The sequence below is a fragment of the Gordonia bronchialis DSM 43247 genome, from assembly GCF_000024785.1.
Lineage (GTDB): Bacteria > Actinomycetota > Actinomycetes > Mycobacteriales > Mycobacteriaceae > Gordonia > Gordonia bronchialis.
The window spans coordinates 5,100,514-5,121,134 of sequence record NC_013441.1; the positions used below are offsets into that span (position 1 = coordinate 5,100,514).

At 66.7% G+C, this 20,621-nt stretch carries 18 protein-coding genes and 3 pseudogenes; 11 read left to right on the plus strand and 10 right to left on the minus strand.

What is annotated here, in order from left to right; all coding sequences use genetic code 11:
* Positions 1-127 precede the first annotated feature (127 nt).
* Positions 128-1,036, plus strand: coding sequence for a quinone oxidoreductase family protein (locus tag GBRO_RS23640; RefSeq protein WP_012836355.1), 909 nt, complete (start codon positions 128-130; stop codon positions 1,034-1,036).
* A gap of 34 nt (positions 1,037-1,070) precedes the next feature.
* Complete coding sequence (locus GBRO_RS23645) at positions 1,071-2,162, plus strand: IS630 family transposase (RefSeq protein WP_012836356.1); 1,092 nt, start codon at positions 1,071-1,073, stop codon at positions 2,160-2,162.
* 48 nt (positions 2,163-2,210) lie between these two features.
* Here GBRO_RS23645 and GBRO_RS23650 read toward each other — a convergent pair whose 3' ends face one another.
* On the minus strand, positions 2,211-4,235 hold the full coding sequence (locus GBRO_RS23650; RefSeq protein WP_012836357.1) for an aconitate hydratase: 2,025 nt from the start codon (positions 4,233-4,235) through the stop codon (positions 2,211-2,213).
* Positions 4,236-4,591: 356 nt separating this feature from the next.
* Here GBRO_RS23650 and GBRO_RS23655 point away from each other — a divergent pair, with 356 nt between their 5' ends.
* Positions 4,592-6,364, plus strand: coding sequence for a TerD family protein (locus GBRO_RS23655; RefSeq protein WP_012836358.1), 1,773 nt, complete (start codon positions 4,592-4,594; stop codon positions 6,362-6,364).
* Between the two features lie 25 nt (positions 6,365-6,389).
* Here GBRO_RS23655 and GBRO_RS23660 read toward each other — a convergent pair whose 3' ends face one another.
* The gene (locus GBRO_RS23660) at positions 6,390-7,124 is read right to left on the minus strand and encodes an MSMEG_1198 family transcriptional regulator (protein ID WP_012836359.1); all 735 of its coding nucleotides are present in this window, start codon (positions 7,122-7,124) and stop codon (positions 6,390-6,392) included.
* Positions 7,125-7,294: 170 nt separating this feature from the next.
* Between GBRO_RS23660 and GBRO_RS25600 the strand changes: the two genes are divergently transcribed.
* The 6 genes and pseudogenes from GBRO_RS25600 to GBRO_RS27635 all read left to right on the plus strand — a co-directional run.
* Positions 7,295-7,915, plus strand: a complete 621-nt coding sequence (locus GBRO_RS25600; protein ID WP_012836360.1) for a helix-turn-helix transcriptional regulator — start codon at positions 7,295-7,297, stop codon at positions 7,913-7,915.
* A 146-nt stretch (positions 7,916-8,061) separates the two neighbouring features.
* Positions 8,062-8,679, plus strand: coding sequence for a hypothetical protein (locus GBRO_RS23670; RefSeq protein WP_012836361.1), 618 nt, complete (start codon positions 8,062-8,064; stop codon positions 8,677-8,679).
* Positions 8,680-8,731: 52 nt separating this feature from the next.
* Positions 8,732-9,277: a TetR/AcrR family transcriptional regulator gene (locus GBRO_RS23675; RefSeq protein ID WP_041920076.1), complete on the plus strand. Its 546-nt coding sequence runs from the start codon at positions 8,732-8,734 to the stop codon at positions 9,275-9,277.
* A gap of 129 nt (positions 9,278-9,406) precedes the next feature.
* Positions 9,407-10,999 carry a GMC oxidoreductase gene (locus GBRO_RS23680; protein WP_012836363.1) on the plus strand — a complete coding sequence of 531 codons (1,593 nt, stop codon included), beginning with the start codon at positions 9,407-9,409 and terminating at the stop codon, positions 10,997-10,999.
* 24 nt (positions 11,000-11,023) lie between these two features.
* Positions 11,024-12,427, plus strand: a complete 1,404-nt coding sequence (locus GBRO_RS23685) for an acyl-CoA synthetase (protein WP_041920829.1) — start codon at positions 11,024-11,026, stop codon at positions 12,425-12,427.
* A gap of 74 nt (positions 12,428-12,501) precedes the next feature.
* Positions 12,502-12,633 (plus strand): annotated as a pseudogene (locus GBRO_RS27635) (hypothetical protein); the annotation flags it as partial.
* 3 nt (positions 12,634-12,636) lie between these two features.
* On the opposite strand, the gene GBRO_RS23690 reads toward GBRO_RS27635, so the two are convergent.
* The 6 genes and pseudogenes from GBRO_RS23690 to GBRO_RS23700 all read right to left on the minus strand — a co-directional run bounded on the left by GBRO_RS23690 (position 12,637) and on the right by GBRO_RS23700 (position 15,965).
* The gene (locus tag GBRO_RS23690) at positions 12,637-13,200 is read right to left on the minus strand and encodes an acyl-CoA dehydrogenase family protein (protein WP_012836365.1); all 564 of its coding nucleotides are present in this window, start codon (positions 13,198-13,200) and stop codon (positions 12,637-12,639) included.
* Positions 13,197-13,853 carry a 4-hydroxyphenylacetate 3-hydroxylase C-terminal domain-containing protein gene (locus GBRO_RS27275; protein ID WP_227892910.1) on the minus strand — a complete coding sequence of 219 codons (657 nt, stop codon included), beginning with the start codon at positions 13,851-13,853 and terminating at the stop codon, positions 13,197-13,199. The genes GBRO_RS23690 and GBRO_RS27275 overlap by 4 nt, the downstream gene beginning before the upstream one ends.
* Positions 13,839-14,573: pseudogene (locus GBRO_RS27280) on the minus strand (4-hydroxyphenylacetate 3-hydroxylase N-terminal domain-containing protein); the annotation flags it as partial. The gene GBRO_RS27275 and the pseudogene GBRO_RS27280, both read right to left, overlap by 15 nt.
* Before the next feature lie 129 nt (positions 14,574-14,702).
* Complete coding sequence (locus tag GBRO_RS25605; protein ID WP_227892821.1) at positions 14,703-14,852, minus strand: hypothetical protein; 150 nt, start codon at positions 14,850-14,852, stop codon at positions 14,703-14,705.
* Between the two features lie 28 nt (positions 14,853-14,880).
* Positions 14,881-15,048 carry a hypothetical protein gene (locus tag GBRO_RS25610; RefSeq protein ID WP_012836367.1) on the minus strand — a complete coding sequence of 56 codons (168 nt, stop codon included), beginning with the start codon at positions 15,046-15,048 and terminating at the stop codon, positions 14,881-14,883.
* Entirely contained in the window at positions 15,045-15,965 is a 921-nt protein-coding gene (locus GBRO_RS23700) for a formylglycine-generating enzyme family protein (protein ID WP_041920831.1), read from the minus strand. The genes GBRO_RS25610 and GBRO_RS23700 overlap by 4 nt, the downstream gene beginning before the upstream one ends.
* Before the next feature lie 263 nt (positions 15,966-16,228).
* Here GBRO_RS23700 and GBRO_RS23705 point away from each other — a divergent pair, with 263 nt between their 5' ends.
* A complete protein-coding gene (locus GBRO_RS23705) occupies positions 16,229-16,804 on the plus strand; it encodes a GNAT family N-acetyltransferase (RefSeq protein ID WP_012836369.1) in 576 nt (191 codons plus the stop codon).
* Positions 16,805-16,883: 79 nt separating this feature from the next.
* On the opposite strand, the gene GBRO_RS23710 is transcribed toward GBRO_RS23705, so the two are convergent.
* Positions 16,884-17,651: a DUF429 domain-containing protein gene (locus tag GBRO_RS23710; protein WP_012836370.1), complete on the minus strand. Its 768-nt coding sequence runs from the start codon at positions 17,649-17,651 to the stop codon at positions 16,884-16,886.
* 17 nt (positions 17,652-17,668) lie between these two features.
* Positions 17,669-18,970: a TrpB-like pyridoxal phosphate-dependent enzyme gene (locus tag GBRO_RS23715; protein WP_012836371.1), complete on the minus strand. Its 1,302-nt coding sequence runs from the start codon at positions 18,968-18,970 to the stop codon at positions 17,669-17,671.
* A gap of 206 nt (positions 18,971-19,176) precedes the next feature.
* On the opposite strand from GBRO_RS23715, the pseudogene GBRO_RS23720 reads away from it, so the two are divergent.
* A pseudogene (locus GBRO_RS23720) lies at positions 19,177-20,571 on the plus strand (IS1380 family transposase).
* Positions 20,572-20,621: the final 50 nt, after the last annotated feature.

A 20,621-nucleotide genomic window follows, 5' to 3' on the forward strand; every position in this document is an offset into this window, starting at 1 on the left:
GTGGACCGTGTCGTGGCGCGGACATGTATGTCTTGCGTGTGGTTTCGACACACGGCGGCTCGTCCCTCGCCGTCGCGGCTCAACCAGCAGATGGTCGCGGCGGCTCACACGGACTACCGTGGAGGACATGCGCGCACGACGATCGGTGGCCACGGGGTTCGGCGGCCTCGACGACTTCGAATTCGTCGACGCCGTTGTTCCCGACCCCGGCCCGGGTGAGGTGACCATCGAGGTGCGGGCGGCGGGAGTCAATCCGGCGGATCTCAAACATGTTCGGCGAGAATCGGACCCGGACAAGCTTCCGCTGCCGGTGGGGTACGAGGTATCCGGCGTCATCACGGCCGTGGGTCCCGACACCCGGATCGGATCGGGTGACGTCGCGATCGGCGACGAGGTCCTCGCGTTTCGCGTCCGGGGCGGGTATGCGACGGCGTTGACCGTGTCCGCCGACACCGTGTTCGCCAAACCGCCGACACTCGGATTCGCCGAAGCGGCTTGCCTTCTGCTGGCCGGCAGCACCGCGGCCGACATGATGCGTGCGGCCCGCACCGATCGCGACGAGACGATCGTGCTGCACGGCGCGTCGGGCGCCGTGGGCATCGCGGTCCTTCAGCTCGCGCGCCTGCGCGGCATCCGGGTGATCGGCACGGCCAGTCCAGACAACCTCGAGAAGGTCCGCGCATTCGGCGGACTCCCGGTCCCCTATGACGCCCCCGACCTGGCGGCCCGTATTCGTGCGGTCGCCGATCCCTTTTCGCCGGCCGCGGCGCTCGACGCCGTAGGCACCGACGACGCCGTCAGCGCCTCACTGGAACTGGTCGCCGACCGGACCCGCATCGTCACGGTCGCCGCGACCGGACGCGCTGCCTCCGACGGGTTCGTGGCACTCGGCGGTGGGCAACCGGAGAGTGCGCAGTTCCGCGATTCGGTGCGGCCCTTGCTTATCCGGCTCGCATCGACCGGGGATCTGCAGGTGCCGATAGCCCGGACGTTCCCGTTGGCAGAGGCTGTCGAAGCATTGCGCCTAGTGTCCTGAGTCATTAATTTCCGTTCGGTTGTTAGGCTAGGGAATGGCAACCCGGGGTCCGCGAGCAGTGGATATTGTTCTGACTGATGACGAGCGCCGTGAGCTCGAAGGGTGGGCGCGTCGGCGAACGACGGCCTCGGGTTTGGCGATGCGATCACGAATCGTTCTCGCCGCCGCTGATGGCGGGTCGAATACTGAAGTGGCACAACGACTCGGCCTCAACCGAGGTACCGTGCGGCGATGGCGAGGCCGGTTCGTCGAGCACCGCTGCGAGGGGTTGCTCGACGAACCCCGGCCCGGGCGACCTCGAACCGTCGGCGACGAGCAGATCAAAGACCTGATCACCGCAACTCTCGAGACCACTCCGAAGAATGCGACACACTGGTCGACTCGGTCGATGGCTGAGCATCTCGACATGTCGCAGTCAACTGTTTCGCGTGTGTGGCGGGCGTTCGGATTGGCTCCACACAAACAGGATTCGTGGAAGCTGTCGAAAGATCCCATGTTCACCGAGAAGGTCCGCGACGTCGTCGGGCTCTACATGAACCCACCCGAACGTGCCCTGGTGCTCTGCGTTGACGAGAAGACCCAGATCCAAGCGCTCGATCGCACCCAGCCAATCTTTCCCATGCTCCCGGGCACCCCGCAACGGGCCAGCCACGACTACGTGCGCAACGGCACCTCCAGCCTGTACGCGGCGTTGGACATCGCGTCGGGCAAAGTCATCGGTTCGCTTCACTCACGGCATCGCGCAACGGAATTCATCGGATTCCTCCGCAAGATCGACGCCGAGGTGCCCGACGAGCTCGACGTCCACCTGGTCATGGACAACGCCTCTACCCACAAGACGCCCGCGGTCAAACGATGGCTGACCTCGCACCCACGATTCGTTGTCCACTTCACCCCGACGAGCTCATCCTGGATGAACCTCGTCGAACGCTGGTTCGCCGAACTGACCACCAAGAAGCTCCAACGCTCCACCCACCGCACCGTGAGAGCGCTCAACGCCGACATCAAAGCATGGATCGAGACCTGGAACGACAACCCCCGCCCCTACGTGTGGGTCAAGACCGCTGACCAGATCCTCGACTCCATCGCCCACTACTGCACACGAATTAATGACTCAGAACACTAGTGTCCGGCGGACATGCGGGTGGCAAGGTCGCGTTGCTGGCCGGGCGACTCAACCCTTGTCGCCGCCAGTGCGCACCGTGGTCTCCTCTGCCTCCTGGTGGTCGGAGTACTTCTCCGACGCCAGACGCGGAATCAGGCCGCCGGCAAGGACATCGGCGATCTGCCGGGCCGAGAGTCGATGACGCACGGTGAAGGTCTTGTCCTTGGTGACGTTGTGGACGTTGATCTCGTCCTTGGATTCCAGTGTGTCCCGCAGATTTTCGACGTGCAGAACATCATCCTGGTCGATGTCGTCATAGTCCGACTCATCGTCGAACTCGACGGCGAGTACCCCGAAGTTGGCCAAATTCTGCCAGTGAATCCGCGCGAAGGATTTCGCGATGACGATCCGCAGGCCGAGATGCCGGGGCGCGATCGCGGCATGCTCACGTGACGAACCCTGACCGTAGTTGTCGCCACCGACGATGACGTGGCCGGTGGATTCGGCCTCGCGGGCACGGTCGGGATAGGTCTCATCGACGCGGGTGAACGAGAAGTCGGCCAGCTTGGGGATGTTCGACCGGAACGGCAGCGCGCGGGCGCCCGCCGGGGAGATCTCGTCGGTCGAGATGTTGTCGCCGAGTTTGAGGAGTACGGGCGCCTCGATCTCGTCGGGCAGGTCGTCGAGCTCGGGCAGGCTGGAGATGTTGGGGCCCTTGACCGGTTCCACCTTCTGCGCCTCATCCGCGGGTGGCGGTTCGACGAGCATCGCCGTGTTGATCGAATGTTGTTGCGGCAGGTCGAGTTCGGGATAGGCCATATCGACGTCAGCGGCCCAGTCGCGCGGGTCGGTGATGACTCCGGTCAGCGCCGACGCCGTGGCCGTCTCCGGCGAGCACAGCCAGACCGAATCCTCTGTGGTACCCGACCGTCCGGGGAAGTTGCGCGGCATCGTGCGCAGCGAGTTGCTGCCCGTCGCCGGTGCCTGCCCCATCCCGATGCAACCCATGCAGCCGGCCTGATGGATACGCGCCCCGCCGATCACCAGGTTGGCCGTGGCACCCATCATGGTGAGGTCGGTGAGGATCTCGCGTGAGGTGGGGTTGATGTCGAAGCTGACCTCGGGCACCGTCTGACGGTCGGCGACCATCGCGGCGGCGATCGCGAAGTCGCGCAGTCCCGGGTTGGCGCTGGAGCCGATCACCACCTGCGAGATGGGCTCCCCGGCGACCTCGCGCACCGGCACCACATTCCCCGGCGACGACGGTTTGGCGATCAACGGCTCGATCTCGGACAGATCGATGGTCTCCTCGACGTCGTAGCTGGCATCGTCGTCGGCGAGCAGTTCGATCCAATCGTCCTCGCGTCCCTCTGCGGCGAGGAACTCACGCACCGCGTCGTCGCTGGGGAACACGCTGGTGGTAGCGCCGAGTTCGGCACCCATGTTGGCGATCACATGCCGGTCCATCGCAGTCAAGCCGGCCAGCCCCGGGCCGTGGTACTCGATGATCCGGTTGACACCGCCCTTCACGTCGTGGCGGCGCAGCATCTCCAGGATCACGTCCTTGGCCGAACACCACTGCGGCAGTTCGCCTTCCAGCCGGACACCCCAGATCTCCGGCATCCGGATGTTGAGCGGGTGGCCGGCGATCGCGAGCGCGACCTCGAGGCCGCCGACCCCGATCGCCAGCATCCCCAACGACCCCGCCGCCGGTGTATGCGAATCCGATCCGACCATCGTCTTACCCGGAATCCCGAAGCGCTGCATATGTGTGGGGTGTGACACCCCGTTGCCGGGTTTGGAGTACCAGAGTCCGTAGCGCGCGCAGGCCGTCCGCAGATAGTCGTGATCCTCCGCGTTCTTCTCGTCGGTCTGCAAGAGGTTGTGGTCCACGTACTGGACGCTGACCTCCGTGCGAGCACGGTCGAGTTCGAGACCCTCGAGTTCCTGCATCACCAGCGTGCCGGTGGCGTCCTGGGTCAGCGTCTGGTCGATGCGCAGGGCGATCTCGGAGCCCGGAGACATCTCACCGGATTCCAGATGAGCTTCGATGAGCTTGCGCGAGACATTCTGTGCGGTCCGGTTCTTCGACATGCGGGTCTCCTCGGAGGTGCCCCCGCGCTGATCCCGTCATCCGCCGCACAGACCTGGACCGGGCGTCGCTCTTCCTCGTGCTGCTTCTCGGTCGGTGCGGGCGGGCCGGGGCTGGACCCGTGGCGGATCTCGACGCCGGGCTGTGGTGCGCTCGATCCGGACCTTCCTCCATGGTCGCAGGGGTTGGTCGCAGGCGCCATCAGTTCGGCCGAACGCGAGCACCCGCTTGCCATCTCGACTCGAGGCAGAACCCGCCGAACGGACGACAGCGAATGCGCCGGATCCGTCTGACCTGTGCGGCACAATCCCAGCGAAGCGGCACTGCCGGCAGAGCGGTACGGACCAAGGAGGATAGGGTGATCACGGGTGTCGGAAAGTCCGGTTGGGTATTGGTCGACGTCGAGACCACCGGAACCAATGCGCGTCGTGATCGGGTCCTCAGTCTGGCGACGATGACTCTCGACTACGACGGACGCGTCGAAGACGAGTACGCGACGCTGCTCAACCCCGGGTGTGACCCCGGTCCGGTGCACATTCACAACCTGACTCGCGACCGCCTGCACGGAGCCCCGACTTTCGACGTCACCATGTCGCCGCTGCAGCAGATGCTGGCCGGGCGCACGATGGTCGCCCACAACGCGACGTTCGATCACGGGTTCCTGGTGGAAGAGGCACGACGGCTCGGCGCGACGCTCCCGATCGATCACCGCCTGTGCACCGTCACGCTCGCTCGCCGACTCCAACTCGACGTACCCAACGTCAAGCTGGGCACGCTCGCGACGTACTGGGGTATTCGGCAGCGCGCCGCCCACGACGCGCGCGACGATGTGCGCACCCTTGCCGAGGTGTTCCGCCGCAGTCTCGACCTCGCCGAGACACTCGGTCTGCGGCTGCCCGTCGTTGCCTGCGGTGTCAACTCGCGCGCCTTCCCGGACAAGGTCACTCGCGTGCCCTGCCCGTGGCGGGATCCGGGTCGGTTCGATCCGGCGGTGGGCCTCATCCAGGGCACCAAGGTGGCCATCACCGGTCCGACGACGGTCCCGCGCACCGAACTGGCACGGCGGCTGTCGGATGCCGGCCTCGACGTCATGAACAGTGTCAGCGGCAAGACCGGCATCGTCATCGCGAACCCGGGCAGCCCGGATTCACGAAAGCTGCAGCGCGCGAGGCTCGACGGTACACCGGTGCTCGACGAGGGCACCATGCTCCGCCTCGCCGACCACATACTTCCCGGCACGCTGAAGTCGGCCCCGGAGACCATCGAGGTGGTCACCGTGATCCACCCACCCTCGTCGCCGCCGACTCGACAGCCCGCCCGACGGTCGGGCCCATGGGCTTCTCGCCGCGTCCTCATCCTCGGTGGCAGCCACCTCGAGGCCACCGTGATGCGTTCGCGGATAGTGCAATTGGGTGCGGTACCGGCAATCAATCTCACCGCCGCCGTCACCGACGTCCTCCTTCTCGACGGCGGTGACGGTGACCCCCGGATGCCGCGGATTCGTGAACGTGCACTCACCATCCTGGAGATGCACCACGTCGACGCCGCGCTCGGCGTCGACCCCGATCCCGGCACCGCTGGAGTCGACACCGCCGGGCAGGGCTCGGCTGCGGCGATGATGTCGCCGGGCGAGGTGATCGACCTGCCGTCCGACGTCGCGCAGTTCACCGTCAACGTGTCCTGGAGCGCGGAAGCCGAACAACCGCCCGAGGTCGACGTCGTCGCCTTCGAGCTCGACACGGCCAACCGGGTGCTCACCGACGACGAGTTCGTCTTCTACAACCAGCCGGCAAGTCCGGATGGTGCCGTCCGGCTGACCATCGACGGCAGTTGCGAGCAGGGCATCTCCATCGATCTCCGGCAGGTCCCGCCGGATGTCGCCCGGATCGCGGTGGGCGCGGCGATCGAATCGCAGACCTTCGGTGACCTGGGCGCGCTCTCGGTCAGCGTCGACACCGAGGAGGCCGGGATCGCCACAGCGGTGCTGGATGCCGCGACGACCGAACGATCCATGATCATCGCCGAGATCTACCGACGCGGAGATGTGTGGCGGCTCCGGATGATCGGGCAGGGCTACGACGACGACCTGGGCGCGTTCGCCGTGCGCTATGGCGTCGAGGTCGACGACTGAGCACGCCGGACCGACACGGCTGAACCTACAACCGCCCGTCGAGCACATCCGCGTGCCCATGTCGTCGGCACCAGCTGACGATGTAGCGGGCGTGCAGTCCGCACCACCGGTAGACCGCGGATTGGGTCATCGGGAGCCGTTCGTCGTGTTCGCCCCGACGCTCGATGATCGGGCCGAGGTAGTGGCTGGTGACCTTGTTGGCGGTGTTCGGCGAGACCTTGGCCGCGCGCGCCAGCGACGCGTTGTCCGACGCCGCGCCGGATGCGATGGCCCCGGCCAGCCGTCCGGCGGTGTGTCCCCGCTGCCCGACGAACAGCTCGTAGAGCGGTACGCGGGGCCGGTCGATGTGAGTGTCGGGCAGTCGCTGCCCGAAGGCGACCGCACGGATGGCCGTCATCAGCGGCATCAAGCCGTCGGACTTGGCCACCACGCCCGAGACCTCCGGCCGCAACCGGGCTTCGTCGAGATGGTCGCGTTCCATACCGTGGCCCTGGGTCGCGAGAATCACCGGTGCCAGGCGGTCGTGTTTGCGCAGCGCGTCGATGACGTCGAGGCCGTCGAAGCTCCATTCGAGCTCCGGGTCGTTCCAGATCAGGTCGGCGACGACCACGTCGTAGCGGACCCGCCCGGCGACGGCGCGGGCGAACTCGTCCTCGTCGGCGGCCACGACCACCGCGCCACCCTCGCATGCCGCGCTCAGCGGCGGCGCCACGACGTGCCCCAGCGGGGACGCGACCAAGATGCGCAGACCTTCCAACACGTGCGCAATTTTGCCTGATTGGACGCGCTCGTGCGTAATCGCGCATTCAGATGACCGATTTGGGTGACCGGCGACCCAATCTCGACCTGTTCTGGTCGCAAGAACCGCTGACTTGCGCGTCCCGGTCCAGCAGGCTCGATGTCGACCCACTTCGACCTCTGGAGGAACGTATGTCCAACCCCGCCTCCCCCCTCCCCGGACGTCGGCAGCCGATGGTCGCGATCATCGGCCATCGCGACATCTACGACACCGCACTGGCGTCGCTCACCGAACGCGCAGGTTGCCGCTTCGACCTCGTCGACATCAACCACCCGGACCGCGCGGGCACCGACTCTCCCGACGCCGTGATCGTCCGCTCGGTCGACGGGCTCCGCCTGGCCAGGACCCGTGGCGGTTCACGACGCCTGCCTGTTGCCTTGCTGCACGCCGGGTACCGGCACGCAGCGATCGTCGGCGATCCCACGATCACCGCTATCCCCGAAAGCGCGCCCGACGCGGCCGGCCGCCTGGGCCGCTTCCTGACCGGTCTCGTCGGTGAGGTCATCACCCGCACGCCCGTGCACGTCACCGAGCGGGAGCTCGAGATCCTGCGCACCTACACGCTGGGTGCCACGTTGCGTCAGACCTCCCGACAGCATCAGATTGCGGAAAGCACTGTGCGCGAACACTATCGACGGGTTGCCCGTCGATATGAGGATGCTGGCCTTCCGGTGGGCAACAAGGCCCAGATGCTCCTGCGGCTGATGGCCGACGGCTGGGTGGCCTCCACCGGCACCCGTCACACGGCCTGAGCAGCAGTCGGCCGGCGGCCGGACCGCGGACCTTCGGCCCATGACACCGGTGGGCATCACGGCACACACTGGAGGTATGGCGGCGCGGGTGCGGACGCCGTCCGCTGCCGACGCGATGGCCGCCGATGATGGCAGGAGGCGACGTCATGAGGGCGTTGGGTGCGACGGTAGCGGTCATGGGAGGGTCGGCGTTGGCCGTTTCTGCTTATCTCCACGTGTTGCGACCGTGGATTCTGCACCGGGGCGCGACCCCCGCGGAGGTGGCTGCCACGCTGCCCGGGGACGAACTGCTCGACGACGCGGACGGCGTGGCCACCCGGGCGATCACCATTCACGCCGGACCCGAGCACGTCTATCCGTGGCTCGCCCAGATGGGTCCGGCCCCGCGCGGCGGCGCGTACACCTACGACTGGATCGACAATCTGCTTGGCCTCGACATGCACAGCGCCGACCACGTCCTGCCCCAGTTCCAGCAGACCCAGGTCGGTGAGGAGATCGCGCTGGGTCCCAACGTGATGCGCGTCGAGATCGCCGACCCCGGCCATGACTTCGTGACGCGATCGGCCGACGGTTCCTGGGTGTGGGCTTTTCATCTGGAGCCGGTGGCCGGCTCCACGCGACTGATCAGCCGAAATCGGTTCCGCGTCGACTCACTGCCGGCTCGTCTCGGGATGCTCCCACTGGAGCCGGCCTCGCTGGTGATGGAGCAGAAGATGCTGCGGGGAATTCGCGATCGGGCGCAACACCTCGCCCGCTCGGCGTGAGCGCGCTACCAACTGGCGGATCGCGGCTTGCGTGTCGTGAATAATGGCCCCCATGCGGTCCCGGGGAAAAATCATCGATGCCACCCTCGACCTGATCCGCACGTCGGGCTTCGCGGGGATCACCATCGCCGCGGTCGCCGAGGCCGCCGGCGTCTCGCGTCAGACGGTGTACTCGATCTTCGGGACACGCGAGGACCTCGTCTCCCAGTCCATCGCGCACCTCACGCTGACCGCGACGCACGACATCCTTAGTCGTACCGCGGCCACCGACAACCCGACCGACTTCCTCATCGAACTGGTGATGTCCGGCCGCCACTTCGCCCGCAACACACCGGTACTGACGGCGATGTTCCAGGCCGACGAGGGCAACCCCCTGTTCGACGCCGGTGTCCTGCAACGCGCCAAACCCATTGCGCTGGAATTCCTCTCACCACTCGACGGCGTCCTCGACGACCTCGACGACGTGGCCGATCTGATGCTGCATCTGAGCCTGTCGATCGTGCTGTTCGACGACCGGCCCGACGACGAGTTGCGCCGCTTCCTGCGCCGCTGGATCGAACCCGGCGTGCAACGACTTCGCACCGATACCACCGACTGAGCATCCGCCTCGCAGTGTGAGGGACCGACGCATTTCTTGACACAACCACCACAGAGTGTCTAGTTTCGGATTTCAGTTCGGGGAGATCCACTTCACACACTGGGGGAATCGGTGTCTGCTGACACGTCCATGTCTCGTCGCTCCTTCCTGGCCGGAGCCGGCACCGTCGTCGCCACGGCCGGTCTTGCTGCCACCGTCGGCACCACCATCGGGTCCACGACCGCCTCAGCCCGACCACGAGTACGCACCGTCCGCGAATCACACCGCGTGGTGATCGTCGGGTCGGGATTCGGTGGCGGCGTCGCGGCCCTGCGACTCGCTCAGGCGGGGGTGCGGGTCCTGGTGCTCGAACGCGGGCGGCGCTGGCGGACCGGCCCCAACGCCCACACGTTTCCCGACCCCACCAATCCGGACAAACGCATCCTGTGGTGCACCTCGGCGTCGCAGATCTTCGGACGTCCAATCTCGGTGGAACCCTATGTGGGACTGCTGGAAACGGTCGTCGGGGACAACATGACCAGCGTGTGCGCCGCCGGCGTGGGCGGTGGCTCGCTGGTCTATCAGGGCATGACGCTGCAACCGACTCGCGACGTCTTCGAGGCCAACTTCCCTGCGGCACTGGATTGGCCGATGATGAACCGCGTGCACTATCCGCGTGTGGCGCGCATGCTGCGGCTCGCCACCGCGCCGGACGCGCTGGTGAACTCCCCCAACTACCGCGCGTCACGCCACTTCGCCGAGCGGGTGCGGCAGGAGGGGATGCCGCTGTCGAAGATCCCGATGCCCATCGACTGGAACTTCGCGCTCGCCGAGTTGCAGGGCAAGATGACCCCGTCCTACACCACCGGCGACGGGCAGCTCGGCGTCAACAACGGCGGCAAGTTCAGCGTCGACGTCACCTACATCGCGGCCGCCGAGGCGACCGGCAACGCCACCGTCCGCACCCACAGCAACGTCACCGAGATCTTCCGTAACCGCAACGGCCAGTGGACTGTTCACGTCGACAAGCTCGATGACTCCGGCCGCGCGGTCGAAAAGCAGATCCTCACCACGCCCACGTTGATCATGGGCGCCGGCAGCGTGAACACCACCCGCCTGCTGATGCGTGCCGAGCGGCTCGGCCACATCGGCGACCTACCCGACGACCTCGGCCGCGGCTGGGGAACCAACGCCGACCGCATCTACACCTGGACCGACCCGGACGCCGACTACGGACCCAAACAGGGTGGACCGGTGGTCTACGGCAGTAAGAACTGGTCGGACCCGGCGTCGGCGTTCACGGTCATCCAGGCGTCGATGCCGCCGAATCCGCTGGGCCCCAAAACGACGATGCTGGTCGGCTACGGGGTCAGCCGCATCCGCGGCCACTTCACCTACGACGGCCGCACCGATCAGGCCCGGCTGCGGTGGCCGGCCACTGGCGACGAGAGCATCCAGAACGGCCACATCGGCCCCGCCGTGCGACGCATCGCGGGACCGCGATCAGTGCTGGTGGACACCAACGGGATGGTGAACTCCACCTGGCATCCGCTCGGCGGCGCGTGTATGGAAACCGTCTGCGACCTGGACGGCCGGGTCCACGGACAGCGCGGACTCTACGTTCTCGACGGCGCCCTGATGCCCGGCAACTCCGCGGCATGCAACCCGTCGATGACGATCGCCGCCCTCGCCGAACGCGCGCTGGACAACATCGTCGCGCGGGACGTGGGCCGGGTCATCTGAGCTCGTGGCAGAGTGACAGGGGTGCTGCTCCTGCCGACCCTGCTGCCCAACGCACCCGACCTGTCCGACGCCGTGGTGATCGGCGACGACCACCTGTCCCGCGAGGATCTCATCGGCGCGGCCACTGCGGTCGCCGAACGTATCCGGGGTGCCCACACCGTCGCCGTGCTGGCGCGGCCGACCGTCGACACCGTCCTCGCGGTCGTCGGTGGCCTGATCGCCGGCGTGGCCGTCGTGCCCGTACCGCCCGACTCCGGGCCGCGCGAGCTCGAGCACATCCTGGCCGATTCGGGTGCGCAGGCGTGGCTCGGTCCCGCACCGGACGGCGCGTCCGACCAACCAGGGTTGCCGTCGATCCCGGTGCGGCGGTATGCGCGGTCGTGGCATTCGCATCCGGAGCCACCGGCAGACTCGACCGCCCTGATCTTGTACACCTCGGGCACCACCGGCCTGCCGAAAGGTGTGCCGATCACCCGGCGCGCCATCGCCGCCGGACTCGACGCCCTCGGCGAGGCATGGCTGTGGTCGTCGGGAGACACACTGGCACATGGTCTTCCGCTGTTCCACGTGCACGGGTTGATCCTCGGCGTGCTGGGTCCGCTACGCCGCGGCGGCCGCCTGATCCACACCGTCAAGCCGACCCCGGACGGATATGCGGCAGCCGCCGACGCCGGTGCGACGATGTTCTTCGGTGTCCCGACCGTGTGGCATCGAGTTGCCGCCGATACTGCTGCAGCGCAACGGCTCTCCGGTGCCCGGCTTCTGGTCTCGGGCAGTGCGCCGCTCCCGGTCCCGGTCTTCGAGCAGATCCGCGCGCACAGCGGTCACGAGATCGTCGAGCGTTACGGGATGACCGAGACGCTGATCACCGTCAGCACCCGCGCCGACGGCGAGCGCCGTCCCGGGTGGGTGGGCCTGCCGCTGCTCGGGGTCGAGACCCGGTTGCGCGAGGGAACCGAGGACGTCCCGCATGACGGTGAGAGTGTCGGCGACCTGCATGTGCGCGGCCCGATGCTCTCGACCGGATATCTCAACCGGCCCGACGCCACCGCGGAGTGCTATCTCGACGACGGCTGGTTCGCCACCGGCGACGTCGCCGTGATCGGCGCCGACGGGATGCACCGGATCGTCGGACGCCGCTCCACCGATCTCATCAAGTCCGGCGGCTACCGGATCGGTGCCGGCGAGATCGAGACCGTGCTGATGGCGCATCCGTCCGTGCGCGAAGTCGCGGTCATCGGCGTTCCCGACGACGACCTCGGCCAGCGCATCGTCGCCTACGTGGTCGGTGAGCGGGTTGACGACCAGGTCCTCATCGACCTGGTGGCCTCGGAGCTGTCACATCACAAGCGGCCCAGGGAGATCCGCTTTCTCGACGAACTCCCGCGCAACGCGATGGGCAAGGTGCAGAAGAAGATGCTGGGCTGAGTCGCCCTTGACAATAACTGAATCTTGCGTCAGCTTCAGGTGAGGCCTTGTTGTGCTTCGCGGAGAGGACGCCCATGCCAACACCGGAGACGATCGAGGAGGCCGTACGACGTCATGCACGGGAGCGGGCCGATGTCCCCGCGTTCACCGATCCCGCTCGCACGCTGACCTGGGCCCAACTCGACGATGCCGCGGACCGATGTGCGGCGTTACTCGCCGGGCACGCAGTGGGCCGAGGCGACCGCGTGGCCTGGTTGGACCCAACTCGGTCGGTCGCGCATCGCACGGGTGCGGACCCCGGCCAGGTCGGATCCGGCACCGGGTTCGCTGAACAGCTGGCAACCGATCAGGTCACCTCGGTAGAGGCCGGTCACCACCCGCTCACGCAGTTCGGCAGGCGCGTGGTGCACCAGGGCCGGTGCCACGATGTTGAGACCCACGAAAAGCGCTTCCCGCGAAGGAAAGTCGAGCTCGTCGAGCACTGTGTCGAGCACGGTGTCGTGGGCCGACGTCAGACCCAGCCCACCCAGGTCCCGCGGTCCGCTCGGCGACGCGATACCCGCATCGAAGAGCGCGCGTTGCAGCCTGCGCATGTTGGCGACCGTCGCGTCGTGACCGGCACGCAGCTCCTCGACCGCCGCGATCCGGTCGGAGTCGACGGATTCGGTTGGTGCCGAGACCAACTCGTCCGCGAGCGGTCTGAGCCGCGTCCGCAGCTGGTCGGCGAAACCGGCCAGGTCGCGCGGCACCGCGGTGGCCACGCCAGATGTCATGCGAGACCAGCGAGTTCGAGGGCCAGTCGCTTGGCCTTGTCCATGTCGTAGTGCTTACGGGCTACCAGGCGTTGCGCGTAGAGACCGCCGCCGGACTGGAGCATGGTGACCAGCTGCCAGCCGCCGTAGGCGTCAGCGGTGAAGTCGCGAATCGCGTGGAACAGGCGGGTGCGGTACTCGCCGTCGACGCCCTCCTTGGTGCGCATGTACTTCTTGATCAGCGGGCCCACCTCGTCGTTGTCGAGGTCGGCTAACGAGGGAGCGGTGAGGATGGAACCGCCGCCGATGTCGTGCAGGTGGCGCACCATCAGGCTGTAATCGGCTGCGGCGTAATGCTTTGCCGCGTTCGTGTACAGCTCACTGGGGAAGTACCAGCCCTCCGGGCTCTCCTCCGCGTTGGCGATCGCCGCCTCCAGTCCGGACCGAACCATGGTGGCGTAGATGACCATCTCGGCGATCTTCTCCCGGATGTGCACGATCTTCTCCGTGCCGTTGGCCTCGGCGATCAGTTGCGCGAGGCCGACGAGCTGATCCCCGAATTCGGACATGTGCGCGGTACCGCCGAGCCGCTCCCACAGCCCGAGGGCGTGGGCGAAGGTCGCCGAGTGACCGGTCTGTCCGTCGAGGACGACGCGCTCGTTGGGCACGAACACGTCGTCGAAGAGGATGAAGCCCTCCGGCATGTTGTGGTGCGCGCTGACCGGGAAGTCGCCCTCGCGTTCCCGGGGGGCGTAGCTGGTGTTGACGATCCGCACGCCGGGCGCGTTGACCGGCACGGCGCAGGCCACCGCGTAGTCCTCTTCGCCGGGCTTCATGTTCTAGGTCGGCATGACGACGAGTTCGTGGCTGATGGCCGCCGACGAGATGTGCAGTTTGGCGCCGCGGATGACGATGCCGTCGGGTCGGCGTTCGACGATGCGGGTGTAGACGTCGGGGTCTTCCTGCGCCCCTGGCGGCAGACGGCGATCGCCTTTGGCGTCGGTGATGGGCTGCACACACCGCAGGTCGTTGCGGCGACAGTACTCGAAGTACTCCTCGATCCGGTGGGCGAGTTCGGGATGATCGGCGCGCATCCGCGCAGCCGCGGTGAGCAACGCCAGCAGGCCTTGGCTGGTGGTGACCGTGACCATGTCCCAGTGCAGCAGTTCTTGCAGGATCTCCTTGAGATCTGCTGTGCTGCGCGGGATCTGGAAGTACTGTCCGCTCGCGTCGTCACCCGGGCGGTAGTGCTTCTCATATCCGTCGCCGACGAGTTCGATCGCCGTCGCGAACTGCGGATGCTTCGCGAGCTCCTTGACCTCTTCACCTTCGGCGAAGATCCGGCGGCCGTCGTCGAGCGACGCGATATAGGACTCCCTGGTCATCATCGCCATCTGCGTGTCTCCTTGGGGAAATCCGAACCGGGCCGGGCTCACGACCCAGCTTTTCTGATGCTAGATTCAGATTCAGGAAACTACAAGGGTACGGCCGATCGACGACCGCGATAGGGAAGCGCCGAGGAATCAGTGCGCGCCCACCGGGGCGTGCCCGAGGAACTCGAGAATCGCCTGGCGTCGTCGCTGATAGTCCTCTTCGAAGGCCGCCGCCGGGTCGCGGGGCCGCTCGATGGTGAGCACGTCGGCGACGCGGGCCGGGCGATGCGTGAGAAGCACGACCCGATCGGCCAGCAACAACGCCTCGTTACCCGGCCATCGCCTCGTCGACTCCGTTGTCGACCACCTCCCACAACATGTGATGCAGCCCACGCGAACTCGTGGAGCCGATGTACATCCCGGGTCGTTTACGGACGACGTCGAGTCCTTCGCGGATCGCGATCGACTCCGCGCCGTAGACGGGTTGCGTGGTCATGCGACCTCCTCGGCACGGAGGATGCAGCGGAAGCCGATGTGACCGGTCGAGGCATCCTCGGTGTGGCCCTGGCGAACGGCCGGACGGTATCGGTCACAGTAATTGGGTGAGCACAGGTGTGAGCCGCCCTTGACGGTGCGCCGGGCATAGGTCTCGTCCGAGTGGGCAGCCGATTCCTGGATCGGATTGCGCAGGATGCAGCATGCGCCGGTCGGGGCCACATTCTTGCCGCTCTCGCCGTGACTGGGAGTGTGGTGATCACGCGTCCACTCCCAGACGTTGCCGGCCATGTCGTGCAGGCCGAATCCGTTGGGGCGGAACCTTCCCACCGGCGAGGTGCCGTAGTAGCCGTCGGTCTCCAGGTTCTCCCAGGGGAATTGGCCCTGCCACACGTTTCCGCCGGGCCGGCCGTGTGGTTCGCGGTCGTCAACCCACACGTACACCGCGCGGTCGAGGCCACCGCGGGCCGCGAACTCCCACTCGGCTTCGGTGGGCAATGACTTACCCGCCCATCGGGCGTAGGCACACGCATCGAAGTAGGACACGTGGGTCACCGGGTGACGGTTGCGTTCCCCCACATTGCTTTTCGGTCCCTCTGGGTGTCGCCAGTCGGCTCGCGGCACATAGGACCACCATCGTCGGTAGTCATCGAGGGGGACCGGGCCGTCGGGTGGGGTGAACACCATCGAGCCAGGTACCAGAAGGTCGGGGTCGGCGTCGGGGAAGTCGGCGGCATCAGGTTGCTGCTGCGCGGTGGTGACATATCCGGTGGCCTTCACGAACCGGCGAAACTCGGCCACCGTCACCGGATTCCGATCCATCCAGAACCCGTCCACGCTCACTTGATGGGCCGGCCGTTCCTCGGGATAGTGCTCATCCGACCCCATCCAGAAGACCCCACCAGGCACCCACACCATGTCCTTGGGTGCGGGGCCGGGGGGTGCCGCAGGGGTCTCGGCTTCATAGATCTCGGGAGCGCTCGCCAACATGACGACGATGATTCCCCTCATGCAGTCTCGGGCGCGTTACCCTGCGTGTTACGCCACCTGGTTCACGGTGAACACGCAGGTAGTGGTGCATCGCCCCGCGTTGGCGACGCGGTAACGCCACCTCAGGGGGCCGGTCAAGGCGGACATGCGGCGCGGTTGCTGTTGCGCCGGACGTCGACGAGAGTGAACTGATGCCCATCGACGTTCGCCCCGCATCGGTGTTTGACGACGTCGCCACCATGGTCGGACCCAAACGGCCCGACGCCAACGTGTGCTGGTGCCTGAGCTATCGCATCCCGAACAGACTGAACCGTGAACTTGCCCGCGAAGCCCGCGGTGAGTACGTCCGTGAACTCTGCACGCACGACGTGGCACCGGGTGTGTTGGCCTACGACGGTGACGACGTGGTCGGATGGGCGGCGGTGGCCCCGCGCGCCGCGACCACCTTTGCCACCAACCGCCGCATCCCGCATGTCGACGACCTTGACGTGTGGTCCATCTGGTGCCTGCGGGTCCGTCCCGGGCACCGCAAACAGGGCATCGCCCACCCGCTGCTCGCCGGCGCGGTGGACTTCGCGCGCGATCAGGGTGCGCCGGCCGTCGAGGGGTATCCGGTGGACAACAAGGGCGCACGGGTCGATCTGACGATGGCCTATGTCGGTACGCGCAAACTGTTCGAGGACGCCGGATTCACCAGGGCGGCCGATACGACGTCGGTGCTCGCCGGCTTTCCGCGGGTGCTCATGCGCCTCGCCCTGACCGATTGACTGGTGAATCCCGCGCTGCCACCAACCACGCCCACCATCCGCTGGTTGAGCCGCCACGCCCGAGCATGCGAGGGCGCTGCTAGCGATCCGGTCGGCTCAATCGACGGGAGGAAAGTGGCAGCTCGTCGAGGCCGCTGTCCGGAACGTGGATCCACCCTTCTCGCAACGCTATCGGAAGATCCTCGGGTGCCGGCCGGCGGGTGCGGCCCAACGCGGCGGCGCGGGCGATGAGGGCGGTGATCACGGCGTCGAAGACGTCGTCGTTCTCGATCATGGCCTGGGCATGGTCACCGAGTTCCAGCCACGGTGCCGCGGCCCTGAGCTCGGCCACCATGATCTCGCGCACCGGACGGTTCTCGATTCGTTTGTAGCCACGCGGACGAAGTCCCCAGAAGGTCAGTGCAGCAGCGGGATAAGCCTCCACCGCCCACCCGTCGACGCGATTGTCCACATCCAGATCGGCCAGCAGGCCCGCGCACCGGAACGCGACGTGGGCGATCTGATCGGCGGAGACACTGAGCGGCCGACGGCCGTTCGGTAGTCCGGCGACGACGAGGTCGGTGCGCCGATAGACGAGCGGGCGGCGGTGCGAGACGTCGTCGAGTCGCTTCCCCGACGGGGTCCGGCCCCGGTGGTGGGCGCTGATGAACTCGACGAAGGCGTCTGGCCACCCGAACGGTGCGTCGATGCCGATCCGCTGCACACCGTCGCTGATCGCGCGGATCGCGGCGTCGTCGGCCGGCATCACGAGATCGGCCAGCTTGGCCCCGCTATTCGACCAATCGACCGCCGCGACAGCGGTTTTCGACGGCGACGCGGCGAGGTCGACACCGACCGTCCGCGTCACCGTCGAAGCCGATAGCGTCAGAAGCCACCGTCCAGGAACTCGGCGTAAGCGGGCAGGTCGAGCTGTCCGTGGCCGGACAGGCCGATCACGACGACCTGCTCGGTGTCGTTGTCGGCGACCTGTGCCGCACACGCCGCGATCGCGTGAGTGGATTCGGGCGCCGGGACGATGCCCTGGGTCCGGGCGAACTGCACGCCTGCCGAGAACGCATCGTGCTGGCTGATGGCCGTACCCTCCACGAGACCGAGTGCCACGGTGTGACTGAGCGCGGGTGCCATCCCGTGGTAACGCAAACCACCGGCGTGGATCGGGTCCGGCACGAAATCCATTCCCAGCGTGTGCATCTTGAGCAGCGGAGTCAGGCCGGCCACATCCCCGTGGTCATACCGGTACTCACCCTGGGTGATCGACGGGCAGGCGGCAGGCTCCGCGGCGACGATCCGCGGATTCGATCGGCCGTGGATCTTCTCGCGCAGGAACGGAAATGAGAGGCCCGCCAGATTGGAACCGCCACCGGCACAACCGAAGACGATGTCGGCTCCGTCGGGTTCTACGGCGGCGAGCTGCTCAACGGCCTCCTGCCCGATGACGCTCTGATGCAGGACAACATGGTTGAGCACACTGCCCAGCGCATACCGCGTATCGTCGTTCTGCGCGGCCACCTCGACGGCCTCGCTGACCGCCATCCCCAGGCTGCCCGTCGTGTTCGGGTCCTTGGCAAGCATCGCCCGTCCCGACTCGGTGAGATCCGAGGGACTCGGGTGGATGGTGCCGCCGTAGGTGCGGATCAGGTAACCGCGATACGGCTTGGAGTCGTAAGAGGCCCGCACCTGCCATACCTCGATGTCTATGCCGAACTGTGCACCGGCGAATGCCAACGCGCTTCCCCATTGTCCCGCACCGGTTTCCGTGGTCAGCTTCCGGACACCGTCGACGCTGTTGTAATAGGCCTGGGCGACAGCGGAATTGGTCTTGTGACTGCCCACCGGGCTCACGCCCTCGTACTTCACGTAGATGCGGGCCTTGGTGTTGAGCGCCTGCTCGAACTTACGAGCGCGGAACAACGGGGACGGCCGCCACATCTGATAGATCTCGCGGACCGGCTCCGGGATCTCGATGTAGGCCTCGGTGGACACCTCCTGCGCGATCAGTCCGCTCGGGAAGAGCGCGACGAGGTCGTCGGGTCCCACCGGCTCCTTGGTGCCCGGGTGCAGATGCGGGGGGATGGGGGTGTCGAGTTCGGCGGCCAGGTTGTACCAGTGCGTCGGGACGTCGACGGTGATCAGGTCGGGGTTACTGGCATCCACGTGCATTGTCATGGCGTTCACTGTAGTGCGCCGTCGGGTAAGGATCGTTCGGATTTCTCCGTTCGCGATGCACCGTGAACGTGTTCGGCCGCACGATTAACGCGTTTAGCCTCGGGCTTTCACGCTTTTTCGTGTCGTGAATGAAGAATGGTGCCCTGACCTGGGATGATTGAACTTGCGAAGGTATCAATCGGACCAGATCGAGGAGCACCATTCAGGTGAGTAAGTCTACGTCGCCCTACCCCATGCTGTCTGCAGATGGCACCGGAACCGGGGTGGTGTCGCACGCCGGCGCCACGGTGGTCCTGCGGGCCGCGGAGAAAACGGGTCTGACCAGCCGATTGTCCGAAGCGTTGGCGCCGTGGCGTAAACCCCTTGCGACCCATGACCCGGGCAAGATCATCGCTGATCTGGCCGTGGCCGTCGCGATCGGTGGCGACTGTTTGGCTGACATCAACCAGTTGCGCGCCGACCCGGCGGTGTTCGGTCAGGTCGCCTCTGACCCCACGGTGTCACGACTGATCTCGACGTTGGCTGATGATGCGCCGGCGGCACTGTCGGCGATCACGACTGCCCGCGCTGGCGCGCGGGCAGCGTGCTGGTCGGCAGCCGGTACCGCTGCTCCCGATCATGACGTCGACGTCGATGATCCGATGATCCTCGACCTCGACGCCACCTTGGTCACTGCGCATTAAGAGAAAGAGGAGGCGGCACCAACCTACAAGCGGGGGTTCGGGTTTCACCCGTTGTGCGCGTTTGTCGATCACGGCAGCGAGGGCACCGGCGAACCCCTGGCGATCGAGTTGCGACCGGGTAATGCTGGTGCAAACACAGCTGCCGATCACATCGCGGTCACCGCCGCCGCACTCGAGCAGCTACCGCAGGTGCACGGGTATCGGGTCGGTAAGTCGGTGCTGGTGCGTACCGACTCAGCCGGCGGCACCCACGAATTCCTCGACTACCTCACCCGCCGGCGCCTGGCCTACTCGGTGGGGTTCGGACTGACCGAGACGACCGCGGCCACTATCGACCGCATCAGCCCCGAGGCGTGGACGCCGGCCTACGACGCTGACGGCGTGCAACGCGACGGGGCATGGGTGGCCGAGTTGACCGGGCTGATCGACCTGGCGGGCTGGCCTGCCGGGATGCGGGTGATCGTCCGCAAGGAGCGCCCGCATCCCGGTGCGCAGTTACGGTTCACCGACCACGATGGGTTGCGGCTCACCGCATTTGCCACCAACACCAGCCGTGGTCAACTCGCCACACTCGAGCTACGTCACCGGCGTCGGGCACGCTGCGAAGATCGTATCCGCACGGCCAAAGACTGTGGCCTGACGAACCTTCCGTTGCACGGATTCGACGCCAACCGCATCTGGTGTGCCATCGTGATGCTCGCCTGCGACTTGATCGCCTGGACCCAGATGCTCGCGTTCACCGATCACCCCGCCCGCCGGTGGGAACCCAAACGACTGCGCCATCGCCTGTTCGCGATCGCCGCCAAGATCACCCGCCACGCGCGGCGAACCCGGTTGAAACTCGCTGCCCACGCACCCCACGTCGACCTCCTGCTCGACGGAATAGCCAGACTCGCAGCGCTTCCCGCGCCGGCCTGACCACCAGGCCCGATCCGATCATCGATCCAGAAAGGATGCTTCACCTCGGG